At 74.6% G+C, this 13,258-nt stretch carries 16 protein-coding genes and 1 tRNA gene; 6 read left to right on the forward strand and 11 right to left on the reverse strand.

The window, feature by feature from the left end; translation table 11 throughout:
* Window positions 1–145: 145 nt before the first annotated feature.
* Both FHX36_RS08645 and FHX36_RS08650 read left to right on the forward strand, forming a co-directional pair.
* Window positions 146–1,132, forward strand: a complete 987-nt coding sequence (locus FHX36_RS08645) for an isopenicillin N synthase family dioxygenase (protein WP_110551886.1) — start codon at window positions 146–148, stop codon at window positions 1,130–1,132.
* Between the two features lie 82 nt (window positions 1,133–1,214).
* Window positions 1,215–1,643 (forward strand): protein-tyrosine phosphatase family protein, encoded by a 429-nt coding sequence (locus FHX36_RS08650; RefSeq protein ID WP_110551887.1) that lies wholly within the window; start codon window positions 1,215–1,217, stop codon window positions 1,641–1,643.
* 131 nt (window positions 1,644–1,774) lie between these two features.
* On the opposite strand, the gene ettA is transcribed toward FHX36_RS08650, so the two are convergent.
* From ettA to FHX36_RS08665, 3 genes are all read right to left on the reverse strand, one after another.
* Entirely contained in the window at window positions 1,775–3,445 is a 1,671-nt protein-coding gene (gene ettA, locus FHX36_RS08655) for an energy-dependent translational throttle protein EttA (RefSeq protein WP_110551888.1), read from the reverse strand.
* A 114-nt stretch (window positions 3,446–3,559) separates the two neighbouring features.
* Window positions 3,560–4,087, reverse strand: a complete 528-nt coding sequence (locus FHX36_RS08660; protein WP_181428736.1) for a single-stranded DNA-binding protein — start codon at window positions 4,085–4,087, stop codon at window positions 3,560–3,562.
* A 151-nt stretch (window positions 4,088–4,238) separates the two neighbouring features.
* Complete coding sequence (locus tag FHX36_RS08665) at window positions 4,239–5,048, reverse strand: class I SAM-dependent methyltransferase (RefSeq protein WP_110551890.1); 810 nt, start codon at window positions 5,046–5,048, stop codon at window positions 4,239–4,241.
* 72 nt (window positions 5,049–5,120) lie between these two features.
* Here FHX36_RS08665 and FHX36_RS08670 point away from each other — a divergent pair.
* Window positions 5,121–5,193, forward strand: a tRNA-Arg gene (locus tag FHX36_RS08670).
* A 23-nt stretch (window positions 5,194–5,216) separates the two neighbouring features.
* Here the strand turns inward: FHX36_RS08670 and FHX36_RS08675 are convergent.
* Window positions 5,217–5,777, reverse strand: a complete 561-nt coding sequence (locus FHX36_RS08675; RefSeq protein WP_110551891.1) for a TetR/AcrR family transcriptional regulator — start codon at window positions 5,775–5,777, stop codon at window positions 5,217–5,219.
* Window positions 5,778–5,840: 63 nt separating this feature from the next.
* On the opposite strand from FHX36_RS08675, the gene FHX36_RS08680 reads away from it, so the two are divergent.
* Window positions 5,841–6,344, forward strand: coding sequence for a DUF2867 domain-containing protein (locus tag FHX36_RS08680; RefSeq protein ID WP_246405436.1), 504 nt, complete (start codon window positions 5,841–5,843; stop codon window positions 6,342–6,344).
* Window positions 6,345–6,376: 32 nt separating this feature from the next.
* Window positions 6,377–6,784: a hypothetical protein gene (locus FHX36_RS08685; protein ID WP_110551893.1), complete on the forward strand. Its 408-nt coding sequence runs from the start codon at window positions 6,377–6,379 to the stop codon at window positions 6,782–6,784.
* 4 nt (window positions 6,785–6,788) lie between these two features.
* Here the strand turns inward: FHX36_RS08685 and FHX36_RS08690 are convergent, their stop codons facing one another.
* Both FHX36_RS08690 and FHX36_RS08695 read right to left on the reverse strand, forming a co-directional pair.
* Entirely contained in the window at window positions 6,789–7,283 is a 495-nt protein-coding gene (locus tag FHX36_RS08690) for a pyridoxamine 5'-phosphate oxidase family protein (protein WP_110551894.1), read from the reverse strand.
* 61 nt (window positions 7,284–7,344) lie between these two features.
* On the reverse strand, window positions 7,345–7,488 hold the full coding sequence (locus tag FHX36_RS08695; RefSeq protein ID WP_181428737.1) for a hypothetical protein: 144 nt from the start codon (window positions 7,486–7,488) through the stop codon (window positions 7,345–7,347).
* Window positions 7,489–7,655: 167 nt separating this feature from the next.
* Between FHX36_RS08695 and FHX36_RS08700 the strand changes: the two genes are divergently transcribed.
* Window positions 7,656–8,822, forward strand: coding sequence for a S1C family serine protease (locus FHX36_RS08700; protein WP_220035908.1), 1,167 nt, complete (start codon window positions 7,656–7,658; stop codon window positions 8,820–8,822).
* A 93-nt stretch (window positions 8,823–8,915) separates the two neighbouring features.
* Here the strand turns inward: FHX36_RS08700 and FHX36_RS08705 are convergent, their stop codons facing one another.
* From FHX36_RS08705 to FHX36_RS08725, 5 genes are read right to left on the reverse strand one after another with little or no spacing between them, the layout of a single operon-like run.
* Window positions 8,916–10,502: an AtzH-like domain-containing protein gene (locus tag FHX36_RS08705; protein WP_183513672.1), complete on the reverse strand. Its 1,587-nt coding sequence runs from the start codon at window positions 10,500–10,502 to the stop codon at window positions 8,916–8,918.
* A 5-nt stretch (window positions 10,503–10,507) separates the two neighbouring features.
* Complete coding sequence (locus FHX36_RS08710; protein WP_110550879.1) at window positions 10,508–10,945, reverse strand: cupin domain-containing protein; 438 nt, start codon at window positions 10,943–10,945, stop codon at window positions 10,508–10,510.
* 34 nt (window positions 10,946–10,979) lie between these two features.
* The gene (locus FHX36_RS08715; protein WP_181428640.1) at window positions 10,980–11,714 is read right to left on the reverse strand and encodes a cysteine hydrolase family protein; all 735 of its coding nucleotides are present in this window, start codon (window positions 11,712–11,714) and stop codon (window positions 10,980–10,982) included.
* Window positions 11,711–12,454 carry an SDR family NAD(P)-dependent oxidoreductase gene (locus FHX36_RS08720; RefSeq protein WP_110550880.1) on the reverse strand — a complete coding sequence of 248 codons (744 nt, stop codon included), beginning with the start codon at window positions 12,452–12,454 and terminating at the stop codon, window positions 11,711–11,713. Before FHX36_RS08720 ends, FHX36_RS08715 begins: the two co-directional genes overlap by 4 nt.
* On the reverse strand, window positions 12,451–13,227 hold the full coding sequence (locus tag FHX36_RS08725) for a creatininase family protein (RefSeq protein WP_258372588.1): 777 nt from the start codon (window positions 13,225–13,227) through the stop codon (window positions 12,451–12,453). Before FHX36_RS08725 ends, FHX36_RS08720 begins: the two co-directional genes overlap by 4 nt.
* Window positions 13,228–13,258: the final 31 nt, after the last annotated feature.

Genomic DNA, 13,258 nt, shown 5'->3' on the forward strand with positions numbered 1-13,258 from the left:
ACGGCCCGGCGGGGGCACGTCGCCGGCCCCGTCAACTCCGCGTTACATCTGGCGCCGGCGGCTGGCGCGCCACCCGGGTGGCCGACTTGCATGGCGGCAGAGCCGCGACGGGACCGTCGTGCGGCCGCTCGAGAGGTCCACCCCCATGACCACCTCCTACTCCCTGACCGAGCTCGACCGCGAGGCGCGGATGGGCGCCGCGGGCAGCGAGAGCTCGGCGCGCGAGATCCGGCAGATCAGCCTCGCCGACTTCGCCACCCGCCGGGAGCAGATCGCCGACGAGCTGTGGGCAGCCGCCACGGACATCGGCTTCTTCCAGCTGGTCGACCACGGCATCGACGTGGCGCAGGTCGACCGCGCCTTCGCCCTGGCGCGGGAGTTCTTCGCCCTGCCGGAGGAGGTCAAGGCCCGCTACCCGCTCAAGAAGGGGCTCAACTCCGGTTGGGAGTCCAAGTCGCAGGTGCGCCCCTCGACCGGCACCCCGGACCAGAAGGAGTCCTGGCAGCTGACCCGGCCGCACATGGCCGGCCTGTGGCCCAGCGAGGAGGAGGTGGCGGGCTTCCGGCAGACGATCCTGGACTTCGAGGCCCGCTGCTGGCGGCTGGCGATGGACGTGCTGTCCTGCTTCGCGAGCAGGCTCGGCTTCGACCGCGACTTCTTCGCCCGGGCGCACGACCCGTCCTCACCCAGCTACCAGAGCACCCTGCGGCTGATCCACTACTTCCCGTTCCCGCCCGAGCTGGTCGGTGCGCCGGGCATCTGGCGGGCCGGCGCGCACACCGACTTCGACTGCCTCACCCTGCTCTTCCAGCGGGCCGGGCAGGGCGGGCTGCAGGTGCTGCCCGGCGCCGAGGCCCACGGGCAGGAGTGGACGCCGGTCGAGCCGTCGGACGAGGCGATCACCTGCAACATCGGTGACATGCTCATGCGGTGGAGCGACGACCTGCTGCCGTCGAACTTCCACCGGGTGAAGGTCCCGGGCGACGGCGACCACCTGGGCGCGCGCTACAGCATCGCGTTCTTCGCCCAGGCGGACAAGGACGCGCTGATCGAGTCACCGCGGGGCACCTACGAGCCGATCAGCGCCGGCGAGTACCTGCTGCAGCGGATCCAGGCCAACTTCGCCCGGTGAACAGCACCGGGTGGCGTTCCCGCGGGAACGGCACCCGGTGGGCGTGCGCGGTCCCGGTGGGGCGCAGCCCGGAGGCCCGGCCGTGACCTGGGAGCCTCGCGCACCGGGCGTGCTCGCGCTCCCCTCGGGTCGGCTCGTGCGCGGCCGGGGGCGGCGCGCGCCGTTGCCGCCCGGGCCCGAGCCGGAGCTCGGGGTGTACCTGCTGGGCCGCCGGCCCGAGCCGGTGCCGTGGGAGGAGCGCTGGGTGCGTTGGCCGGACTTCCGCCTGCCCGCCGACCCCGCGGGACTGCGGTCGGTGCTGCTGGAGGTGTGGGAGCGGTCGGCCGCCGAGCGGGTGGAGCTCGCCTGCGCCGGCGGGACCGGGCGCACCGGCACGGCGCTGGCCTGCCTCGCCGTGCTGGACGGTGTCCCGCCGGCGCAGGCGGTGGCGTTCGTCCGGGAGCACTACCGGCCGAAGGCGGTCGAGACCCCGGGGCAGCGGAGGTTCGTCAGCCGGTTCGCCCCCCGCTGAACGCCGACGGCCGGCCGGAGCGCGAACTCCGACCGACGAAGGACCCCTCCGCCCCCCACCGCTCGCAAGCTCGCGGCCGGCCCCTGCGGAGGGGCCGACCGCCTGCGAGCGGGGGGCAAGGGGGTCCTTCCTCAGTCCCGGGACAGCTTCCGGTAGGTGGCGCGGTGCGGGCGGGTGGCGTCGATGCCGAGCCGCTCGACCTTGTTCTTCTCGTAGTCCTGGAAGTTGCCCTCGAACCAGAACCACTTCGAGTCGCCCTCGTAGGCCAGGATGTGCGTCGCCACCCGGTCCAGGAACCAGCGGTCGTGGCTGACTACCACGGCGCAGCCTGGGAACTCGAGCAGCGCGCCCTCGAGGCTGGTCAGCGTCTCGACGTCCAGGTCGTTGGTCGGCTCGTCGAGCAGCAGCAGGTTGCCGCCCTGCTTGAGGGTCAGCGCCAGGTTCAGCCGGTTGCGCTCGCCACCGGAGAGCACGCCGGCCTTCTTCTGCTGGTCCGGGCCCTTGAACCCGAACGCGGAGACGTAGGCCCGGGACGGCATCTCGACGTTGCCGACCTTGATGTGGTCCAGCCCGTCGGAGACGACCTCCCACAGGCTCTTGTTCGCGTCGATGCCGCTGCGGTTCTGCTCGACGTAGCTGATCTTGACCGTCTCGCCGACCTTGACCTCGCCGTCGTCGGGCTTGTCCTGGTCGACCAGCATCTTGAACAGCGTCGTCTTGCCGGCGCCGTTCGGGCCGACCACGCCGACGATGCCGTTGCGCGGCAGCGTGAACGACAGGTCGTCGATCAGCACCCGGTCCCCGAAGCCCTTGGTGAGGTGCTTGGTCTCGATGACGATGCTGCCCAGCCGCGGGCCCGGCGGGATCTGGATCTCCTCGAAGTCCAGCTTGCGGAACTTGTCGGCCTCGGCGGCCATCTCCTCGTAGCGGGCCAGCCGCGCCTTGCTCTTGGCCTGGCGGGCCTTGGCGCCGGAGCGCACCCACTCGAGCTCCTCGCGGAGCCGCTTCTGCCGCTTCGCGTCCTTGGCGCCCTCGACCTTGAGCCGGGTCGCCTTGGTCTCCAGGTAGGTGGAGTAGTTGCCCTCGTAGGGGTACGCGCGGCCGCGGTCGAGCTCGAGGATCCACTCGGCGACGTTGTCCAGGAAGTACCGGTCGTGGGTGACGGCGACGACGGTGCCGGCGTACTTCTCCAGGTGCTGCTCCAGCCACGCGACGCTCTCCGCGTCCAGGTGGTTGGTGGGCTCGTCGAGGAGCAGCAGGTCGGGGGCCTCGAGCAGCAGCTTGCACAGCGCGACGCGGCGGCGCTCACCACCGGAGAGCACCGTGACGTCGGCGTCGCCGGGCGGGCAGCGCAGCGCGTCCATGGCCTGCTCGATGCGGGCGTCGAGCTCCCAGCCGTCGGCGTTCTCGATGACCTCCATGAGCTCGCCCTGCTCGGCCAGCAGCTTGTCGAAGTCGGCGTCGGGCTCGCCCATCGCCGCGCTGACCTCCTCGAAGCGGGTCAGCGCCGCGCGCAGGTCGGCGACCGCCTCCTCGACGTTGCCGCGCACGTCGAGGGCCTCGTTGAGCGGGGGCTCCTGCTGGAGCATGCCGACGGTGGCGTCGGGGGCCAGCATCGTCTCGCCGTTGGAGGCGGTCTCCATCCCGGCCATGATCTTCAGGACCGTGGACTTGCCGGCGCCGTTCGGGCCGACGACGCCGATCTTGGCGCCCGGCAGGAACGCCAGGGTGACGTCGTCGAGGATCACCTTGTCGCCGTGCGCCTTGCGCGCACGGACCATCGAGTAGATGTACTGGGCCACTGTGGGTTGGAGCCTTCCGTCAGGTCGCGAGCGGGGGCGGGGCAGGGCGGCCGTTGCGGCGGCACCGGCCCCGCCCCCTGCGTTCTCGACTCCGATCCTCCCAGTCCGGGAGGGTCACGTCAGTACCGGCACCGCCTCGCGGTCGCCGATCACGTCGGAGTCTGCCTGGTGCAACGTCGACTCCCCGCCGATGTAGTCCGTCGACCGGTCGGCGTACGGGTCCTCGGTCGGCGGGACCTCGGCCTGCGCCTCCTCCGCTGCGGGGACGGCCGCCGGTGACCCTGCGCGGGCCGGGCGGGTGAACGCAGACCAGCCGCGGGCCAGGTTCAGCCCGACGGCGACGGCCTTGATCCGGTTGGAGCTGCGCCGGCCCGCCTCGGACTCCCAGGACTCGGTCAGCAGGTTGCCGACCACGAGCACCGGGTCGCCCTTGGTGATGCTGCGGGCGACGTTGCCGCCGAGCTCGCCCCAGCAGGCGACGTCGATCCAGAGCGTGGCGCCGTCGACGAAGCCGCGGGTCTCCTCGTCCCAGCGCCGGGACGTCGACGCCATCCGGAAGTTGGTGACCGAGCCGTTGGCGGTCCGGTTGTGGCGGGGGACGTCGACGACGTTGCCCACGACGTGCAGGCTTGTCTCGTACACGGTGCTCCTCGGGTGATGGGCCGCGGCGACCTGCCGGGCTGCTCCCACCCTCGGGGCCGGCGTCGGCGCGGAGAAGGCCGCGAGCGCAGCTGTGGACGAGGGCCCCGGCTGTGGAGAGCGGCGCCCGGGGCGCGGGCGCGACCGCTAGGGCTCAGCCGGGCACCCGGCCGCGCACGGTCCACGCCCGGGCGGTCAGCGCGATCGAGCCGTCGTCCCGCACCGGGACGTCGGCGCGCAACGCCTCGCGCAGCGCCGTCCGGTCGTCGCGACCCAGGGTGGCGACGTAGGCCGGCGCGTGACCGGTGCCGCCGAGGAAGGGCGTCCAGTAGTCGTCGAAGTCGGCGAAGACCGTGGGGACGTCGATCGAGCCGGTGACGACGTCGGTGAGCCCGGCCCCGCGGAACAGCCCACCCAGCGGCCCCGGGGCGCAGACCGGGAAGCGGGCGCCCTCGTCCAGCGACCCGGCGGCGAGGGTCACCCGGGTGGCGGCGGCCCAGAACAGCCGCATCAGCTCCATGCCGCCGGCGTAGTCCCAGACGTAGGCGGCGACCAGCCCGCCCGGCGCGACCACCCGGCGCCACTCGGCGACGGCCGCCGGGTGGCCGGGCAGGAAGTTCAGCACCAGCCCGGAGACGACGACGTCGACCGCGGCGTCCTCGACCGGCAGCACCAGCGCGTCGGCGGTGCGGAAGGCGACGCGGGGGTCGACCACGTGCGCGGCCGCGTGCGCGACGAACTCCGGCGACCGGTCGACGCCCAGCACGCTCGCCGGTGCCGCGTGGTCGAGGACCGTCGACGTGAGCACCCCGGTGCCGCAGCCGACGTCCAGCCAGCGCCGTCCGGCCGGCACACCGAGCTCGGCGACGAAGCGCTGGGCCACCGGCCGGCTCCACCGGCCGACGTACCTCTCATACCGGTCACCGTCGGTCCAGGACCCGGTCACCGCGGTCGTCTCGTCCATCGCCACCCCACCTCGACGTGGGGTCATGCTGCCCGGGGACCGGCCGTTGTGGTGCGATGATCTGCGCCGCGAGCGCCCGTAGCTCAGTGGATAGAGCAGGTGCCTTCTAAGCACTTGGTCGCAGGTTCGATCCCTGCCGGGCGCGCTGAGGTGAGGCCGCCGGCGACGTCACGCCCCGGGTGCGCCGAAGAGCAGGTCGCTGGCGCGGGCGAGCACGTCTGCCCGGGTGCGGTCACCGTGGCCGGCGGCGAGGAAGTGCTCGCCGATCGCCAGGCAGAAGGCGAGCAGGCTGCGCGCCTCCACCTCGTCGGGGTCGGCGCAGAACGTGCCGATCAGCTCGCGCAGCAGCCCCATCCGCCGGTCGTCGACCCGGCGCAGGCGTCCGGCGACCGCCGGGTCGTGCCGTGCCCAGTCGCGGACGGCCAGGTCGATCGGCAGCAGGCGCTCGCTGGAGAACGTCAGCGCACCAGCACGGCGGATCCGGGCCGGCGCGTCCCCGCCGGCACGGTCGACCCGCTCGAGCACCTCGTCGGTGCTCTCCCGCTCCCAGGTCTCGAGCATGGCCTCCAGCAGGGCGTCCCGGTCGGCGAACGCCCCGTAGAACCCGCCCTTGGTGACGCCGAGCGCCTTGGCCAGCACCTCCACCCGGACAGCGTCCGGGCCGCCGGTCGCCAGCGCCCGCAGCCCGGCCTCGATCCACTGCTCACGGGTCGTGCGGACCGGGGGCACGGGGTCACCTCATCTGTATACGGAGCCGTACAAAGCCGTTAGCCTTTGTATACGGAACCGTACATGGACCGGAGGCCCACCATGCACCTCGTCCCCACCGCTCGGGTGACCCGCGACGTCCCCGACCGCCTGGGCGCACTCAGCGCGCTGCCCGCCATCGACTACGCCGACCGGTTCACGCTCACCACGGGAGCGGTCGCGACCCCGGAGGAGTGGGCCCGGGCGATGTTCGGCGACACCCCCAGCCCGGCCGAGGTGCTGATCTGGCGGGGGGTCCTCGGCTTCCGGCTCATCCGGGGGCGGTCACCGGCCACGGTCGGTGGCTGGCGCATCGGCGGACGCGGACCCGGCTGGATCCGGCTGGAGACCGCGTCCTGGTTCCTCAGCGCGAACATGCTGGTGCAGACCGGCGGCGGCGAGGTGAGCTGGACGACCTGCCTCCGCTTCGACCGCCCCCTGGGCCGGGTGGTCTGGATCCCGGCGTCGGCCGTCCACCGCCGCCTGGTGCCCGGCGTGCTCCGCGCCGCCGCCGCGCGTCTCACCGCCGGTGGCCGAGACGCCTCCTGAGCCCGTCACCCCGGTGGCTAGCCTGCTGCGCCATGGGGATGTTCGGCACGTTCACCTACAGCGCCGGCTCCTGGACCGGCACGGACTCCCCCACCGAGCCCGTCCTGGTCATCGACGTGCACGACAGCGACATCGCCACCGTCGACTACCGGCCGGCCGTCGACGCCGCCGGGCGCTGCTACCTGGGCTACCAGCCGCGGGTCTACTTCGAGGACCCGGCGGCCAGCGACCCGGTCGACAACGACGCCGAGGCCCGCGGGCTCGCGCGGTGGGCCCGGACGGCGACCGGCCGGGACGTCGACCCCGACGACGTCCTCGCGCTGCTGGCCCCGGACGACGAGGACGCCGACCCGGAGGACCTCTTCGTCGAGGACACCGTGCGCCGGCTGCTGGAGCTGGCCGGGCTCCCGGTGCCGGAGGAGCTGCTCCCCGAGGAGTGACCGGTCACGGCGGGGAGACGGCCAGCCTCGCGTCGGTGGCGTTGTCGAAACGCTGGTCGCCGCCCCGGACCAGCACGGAGTGCCGGTGCACGGTCGCCGCGTAGGCCCGCAGCGCAGCGCCCGGTCCGACCTCGTCGGTGCCGAGCTGCTGCCGCTCCGGCAGGCGGGCGTTGAGGAGCTCCAGCGCCGCCGGCAGCGCACCGTCGTCGACCGCGACGGCGGTCGCCTCCAGGTAGACCGCCTCGGCCCTGCCGATGGGCGCGTGCGTGTCGAACAGCGTGATCGCCACCGCCGGGCGGGCGACGAGGTTCCCGGAGTGGCGGCTGTCCGGCGAGGACACCCAGACGACGCGGCTGTCGCCGTCCGGGGCGAAGAAGAGCGGGGTGACCCACGGGCCGCCGTCGTCGTCGACGGTCCCGAGCACGAGGTAGCGGTGCTCGGCGAGCAGTCGCGGGACGGTCTCCCACATCGACCCGCTCAGCGGGTGCGCGTCGGGCATCGGGACGCCTCTCCTCGGGTGTGCGGCCAGCCTGCCGCAGGTCACCGAGGGGAGACCAGGCCTAGCGGGCCCGGCGTTCCGCGGCCGACCGCCGGCGGAGCACCCAGGCGGCACCGGCCGCGACGACGCCGGCCGCCACGCCGACGTACACGCAGCCCTCCAGCAGTCCCTGCATCCCGGTGAACGGTCCCTGCCACTCGGTCATCGCGTCCTCGCCTCTCGCTGCCCTGTGCGGACGACGTCGGCACGTCCCCCCTCGGGCTGGAGCCCCGGCGCCGGAGTTCATCCGAACGGGGGCACGGGCCGGGGCGTGCAGCCAACTCGCAGACCACGCACAGCGTCACCATGGCCGGGGCGCCTGTACTCGGCCCCGTGAGCGAGACAGCAGAGGCGCCGGCACCCTCGAACCCCACCCGGCGGAAGCGGACAGCAGCGATCGGCTCCCTGGTGGCGCTGGGCCTCGCGGCCAGCGCCGTCTTCGGCGTCCAGACGGCCCTCGGCGGCACCGCGACCGCCGCCCGGGCGATCGCCGCCCCGGCGAGCGACCCGGCCGTCGTCTTCGGCGGCCGCGGCGGCTACGGCTGGGGCCCCGGCACGCTGCCCGGCAGCGGGAGCACGGGCAGCTCCACCGTGGCCGCCGCGACCGAGGCGACGGCCGACCAGCTGGTCGGCGTCGTCGACGTCACCACGGTGCTCGGCTACGAGAACGGCGAGGCCGCCGGCACCGGCATGGTGCTCACCTCCGACGGCGAGGTGCTGACCAACAACCACGTGGTCGAGGGCGCCACCAGCATCACCGTCACGGTGCTGTCCACCGGCGTGAGCTACGAGGCGACCGTCGTCGGCACCGACCCCACCGACGACGTCGCCGTCCTGCAGCTCAGCGACGCCTCGGGGCTGGACACCGTGCAGGCCGACGACGACGCGGTCGCCGTGGGCGACGCGGTCACCGCGGTCGGCAACGCCGGAGGCGCGGCGGGCACCAGCGCCGCGGCCGGCACCGTCACCGCCCTGGACCAGTCGATCACCGCGACCGACGAGAGCGGCCAGGACGCCGAGCAGCTGACCGGCCTGATCGAGATCGCGGCCGACGTCGAGGCCGGCGACTCCGGCGGCCCGCTCTACGACGCCGAGGGCGAGGTCGTCGGGATGGACACCGCCGCCTCCAGCACCGGCGGTCAGGCCTACGCCATCCCGATCGCGACCGCGCTGTCCATCGCCGAGCAGATCACCAGCGGGGTGGACGACGAGACGGTCCACCAGGGGTACCCGGCGTTCCTCGGCGTCTCCGTGCAGAGCGGCGCCACCGGCGGTGCGGCGGTGGCCGGTGTCGTCGCCGGTGGGCCGGCCGACCAGGCGGGCCTCACCGCCGGCGACGTGGTCACCGCGGTCGGCGGGTCGACGGTCACCGCCGCGGAGGACGTCAGCGCGGCGCTGGCCGGGCTCGACCCCGGCGACGAGGTCACCGTGACCTGGACCGACGCCACCGGCCGGTCGCAGACGGCGACGGTCACGCTGGCCACCGGCCCGGCCGACTGACCTGCCCATCGGGCCGGACGTCGAGAGGCGGCCGGCTGCGGTGTCCGGGACCCCCGTCACCGCAGCCGGCCGCCTCTCGGCGCAGGCCCCCGTTCAGACCGGCGGGGTCAGCCGCCGGTCCCAGCCGGCGAGCAGCGCGGTCAGCGCCGTGTCGGAGCCGGCGGCCCCGAGCAGCGCGAGCCCGGCCGGCAGCCCGTCGACCAGCGCCGCCGGGGCGACGGCCACCGGCAGCCCGCCCACCCCGGCCAGGCAGGTGAGCCGCAACGTCGCGGCGCGGTACTCCGCCTTGCGGGCCGGGTCGGCCGCGATCGGCGGCGCGGTGGAGCTGGCCGCCGGCATGAGGACGGCGGTCCCGGCGGGCAGCCGCGCGGCCAGCGCGGCCCGCCCCTCGGCGACCACCTCGCGGGCCGCCGCCAGCTGCTCGGGTGCGACCGCGGCGCCGTCGGCGAACCGCTGGGCGACCCCTGGCCCGAGCACGCCGGGGTGCGCGGTGATCCAGTCACCGTGCGCGGCCCAGGCCTCGGCGCCCTGGACGGCGCGGAAGGCGGTGAACCAGCGTTCCCGCTCCGCCGCCGTCGTGAGCTGCCCGGCCGACAGCGGCAGCCCGGTGGCGGCCGCCAGCCCGGCCGCGGCGTCGGCCAGTGCGCGGGCCACCGGCGCGTCGGCGAGGGCCAGCAGGTCCTCGGCGAGCACCAGCTCGGTGGTCGCTGCTGCGGCAGCCGGCAGCAGCAGCGCGGCCACCCGGTGCAGCAGGCCGGCGTCGCGGGTCAGCCAGCCCAGGGTGTCGAAGCTGGGCGCCAGCGGCAGGACCCCGTCGAGCGGCACGACGCCGTGGGTGGGCCGCAACCCGTGCAGCCCGCAGTAGGACGCCGGCACCCGGATCGAGCCCGCGGTGTCGGTGCCCACCCCGACGTCGGCCGTGCCCCGGGCGACCGCGCTGGCCGGCCCGCTGGTCGAGCCGCCGACGACCAGCCCGGGCCCCCACGGGTTCACCGGGCTGCCGGAGTGCACGTTGGTGCCGGACAGGCTGTAGGCCAGCTCGTCGGTGCGGGCGATGCCGCGCACCTCCGCGCCGGCCGCGAGCAGCCGGGCGAGCACCGGGGCGTGCGCGGGAACGGGCAGCGACTCGGCGAGCACCACCGGGTTGCCGGCGCCGACCGGGTGCCCGGCCACCGCGACCAGGTCCTTCACCGCCAGCCGCACGCCGTCCAGCGGGCCGCTGCCCGTCGCGACCACCAGCGGGGTGCCGGTGACCCGCCAGGTGGCGGCGTCCTCCCGGGCCAGCACGTCGACGGCCGGGGGCGGCGGGGTCGAGCTGACGTGCGCCACCCGGATCTGCCAGCCCTGCGGGCCCTTCTCCCACACCTGGGTCTGCAGCCCGCGGGTGCCGTCCGGGCGCAGCGTCTCGGCCATCGCCGTCGCCACCCCGGGGGCGTGCACCCGCACGTGCAGCGAGGTGATCGTGCGGGCCGGGGCACCGCCGCGACCCCGGCGGTACGCGCTGATCGCCGCGTGCGAGACCAGCACGCCGGCCGGGTCGGCCCGGATCGTCTCGGCGCCGGGGGCGAACAGTTCGTCGAGCTCGGCGAGGTCGTCGGCGGCCAGCGCGGTCTCGTAGCGGGCGACGGCCTCCCGCACCTCCTGCTCGACCAGCGCGCTGAGCGGGACGGTCTCCAGCACCGGGGTCAGGCCCCGACGAGGACGGTGTTCAGCACCGCGGCGTCGTCCTCGTCCAGGGCGGCTTCCGGGCCGGTGAGGATCAGGTCGGCGAAGCCGCCGTCGTTCTCCATCACGGTGATCGTGTACAGCCGCTCGGTCGCCGAGGAGTTGACGATGTGGTGCACCGAGGTGGCCGGCAGCACGATGACGTCGCCCGGCCCGAGGTCGGCGACGTGCTGGTCGCTGTGGGCCCGCGCCGTCCCCTTGAGGACGACGAAGGTCTCGGTCGACTCCTCGTGCGAGTTGTCCGGCTGCGAGCCTCCCGGCTCCCAGATCTCCAGGACGACGGTCGTGCTGGAGCCGTCCGCCGGGCCGGACAGCACGGCGAGCCGCACCGTGCGGTTGTCGCCGATGTAGTGCGGGGTGATCTGGGCGAGGGACTTGACGACGGGCGCGGCGGCCACGGGTTTCTCCTGTCTGCGGGGTTCGGCGGGTGGGTCAGGTGAGCCCGGCGAGCAGCTCGGCCGAGGTGGTGGTGAAGCCGAAGCACTGGCGGACGTTGTAGAGCGTCGCCTGGGTGCAGAACTCCGGTGAGGTGGTGCCGCACAGGTCCTCGACCAGGACGACGTCGTAGCCCAGGCAGGCCGCGTCGACGAGCGTGGCGAGCACGCACTGGTCGACGTTGACCCCGGCGAACAGCAGGGTGTCGACCCGCAGGTTGCGCAGCACCGAGTCCAGCGGGGTGTCCCAGAAGCCGCTCATCCGGTACTTGGCCACGTGCAGGTCGCCCGGGTCGACGGTGAGCCCGTCGACCACCGCGGCCGACCAGGAGCCGAGCTCCAGCACCCGGGAGCCGTTGGGCAGCGGGTCACCGATCCCGGTGCTCGCGCCGTCGGGGTCGTAGACGTGCCGCACGCCGGGCGGCAGGTTGGCCAGGTCGGGCCGGTTGCCCCAGTTGAGCCAGAGCACCGGGACGCCGGCGGCGCGCAGCCTCGGCAGCGTCGTCTCCAGGGCCGCCACCGGTGCCCCGGAGACGTCCACGCCGATCGAGGCCAGCCAGCCCTCGGGTGCGCAGAAGTCGTTCTGCATGTCGACCACGACGACGGCGGTGCGGGCGAGGTCCAGGGTCAGCCGCTGCGGGAGGGCGGCGACCTGCACGGCGTGCTCGGATCGCGGCGGGCGGCGCAGGTCGACGGCGTCCGGGGCGAGTCCCCAGCTGTTGCGTCCGGTCAATGCGTGATCATCCCGCCGGTCACGTTGATGGCGTCGCCGGTGAGGTAGTCGGAGTCCTCGCCGGCCAGGAACAGCGCGGCCCGGGCGACGTCCCGCGGCTGCGCCAGCCGGCCCAGCGGCGAGAGCGCCGACCAGGCGCGGACGTCGTCCTCGGTGCGGGTGCCCGCGCCCATCTCGGTGAGGACGAACCCCGGGCACAGGCAGTTGACGGTGATTCCGAGCGGGCCGAGCTCGGCGGCCGCGGCCCGGGTCAGCGCGATGACCGCGGCCTTGGACGCCGCGTAGTGCGCCTGGCCCGCTCCCCCGGCCTTGCCGCCCATGCTCGCCATGTTGACGATCTTGCGGACCCCCGGCACCGGGTCGGCGGTCATCGCCCGCACCGCGACCTGGGTGGTCACCAGCATCGCCCGGGCGTTGACGGCGAAGACCTCGTCCCACTCCGCGGGGTCGATCTCCAGCAGCGGCGCGAACCGCAGGATGCCGGCGTTGTTGACCAGCACGTCGACCCCGCCCAGCTCGGCGACGGCCTTCTCGGTGACCTCCCGGGTCGCGGCGACGTCGGCCAGGTCGACGGCGTACCCGCGGCCGTCCACCTCCGCGGCCACCTGCCCGACCTCGTCGCCCAGCCGGTCGAGCAGCGCCAGCCGGGCGCCCTCGGCGGCGAAGGTGCGGGCGATCTCGGCGCCGATCCCGCGGGCGGCGCCGGTGACGACGACCCGTCGTCCGGCGAGCCGGCTCATCGCGGGGTCGGGTCGAACCGGGCGACCTCGGCGAAGGCCTCGCCGAGGTAGGCGACCATCGCCTTGGTGCGCTCCTCCCCGCGGGCCGCGGTGGCCTCGCGGGCGTCGCCGATCACCCCGCTGGGGCCGAAGTCGTCCGACGACCAGCCGAAGGAGACCGAGCCGCCGAACCGGACGTGGGAGTACTCGGCCAGGTGCTCGGGCACCCAGCGGTCGGCCTGGGTCATGTCGACCAGCTCCGGCCGCAGGTGCAGCATCAGCGAGGTCTCCTCGAGCCCGCCGTGGATGCCCATGCCGAGCTCGTCGGCGGGGCTCTCGCCGCCGTGGTCGGCGGGCAGCGCGGGGTGCATGGTGAAGGTGCGCAGCCCGGTCTCCAACCGGATGTCGCGGGCGGCGACCTGCAGCAGCGCGGAGTTGCCGCCGTGCCCGTTGAGGAAGGCCAGCCGGCGGGCCGGGGTCATCGCCACGCAGCGGGCGATGTCGGAGAGCACCGCGGTGAGCGTTGCGGCCGAGAGCCAGAACGTGCCCGAGGACCACGCGTGCTCGTTGGACTTCGTGTACGCCAGCGGCGGCAGCAGCCACAGGTCCAGCTCGTCGCCGAACTGCTCGACGGCGAGCTCGGCGAGGCTCTGCGCGGTGATCAGGTCGGTCGCCACCGGCAGGTGCGGGCCGTGCTGCTCCAGCGCCCCGGTGGGCAGCACGACCACGCTGTCGGGTCCGAGGGCCGCGGTGAGGGCGGGGGCGGACAGTTCGGTGAGCAGTCGGGCGGTCACCCGGCGCACGCTAGGGGCCGGTCGTTGCGCC

This window comes from Modestobacter versicolor (assembly GCF_014195485.1).
GTDB classification, from domain to species: domain Bacteria; phylum Actinomycetota; class Actinomycetes; order Mycobacteriales; family Geodermatophilaceae; genus Modestobacter; species Modestobacter versicolor.

What these genes read in the sequence shown, in the direction of transcription:
- FHX36_RS08645 (WP_110551886.1), top strand. Translation starts at nt 146, where the DNA reads ATGACCACCTCCTACTCCCTGACCGAGCTCGACCGCGAGGCGCGGATG.
- FHX36_RS08665 (WP_110551890.1), bottom strand. Translation starts at nt 5,048, where the DNA reads ATGGACGAGACGACCGCGGTGACCGGGTCCTGGACCGACGGTGACCGG.
- FHX36_RS08680 (WP_246405436.1), top strand. Translation starts at nt 5,841, where the DNA reads ATGGACCGGAGGCCCACCATGCACCTCGTCCCCACCGCTCGGGTGACC.
- FHX36_RS08685 (WP_110551893.1), top strand. Translation starts at nt 6,377, where the DNA reads ATGGGGATGTTCGGCACGTTCACCTACAGCGCCGGCTCCTGGACCGGC.
- FHX36_RS08690 (WP_110551894.1), bottom strand. Translation starts at nt 7,283, where the DNA reads ATGCCCGACGCGCACCCGCTGAGCGGGTCGATGTGGGAGACCGTCCCG.
- FHX36_RS08695 (WP_181428737.1), bottom strand. Translation starts at nt 7,488, where the DNA reads ATGACCGAGTGGCAGGGACCGTTCACCGGGATGCAGGGACTGCTGGAG.
- FHX36_RS08720 (WP_110550880.1), bottom strand. Translation starts at nt 12,454, where the DNA reads ATGAGCCGGCTCGCCGGACGACGGGTCGTCGTCACCGGCGCCGCCCGC.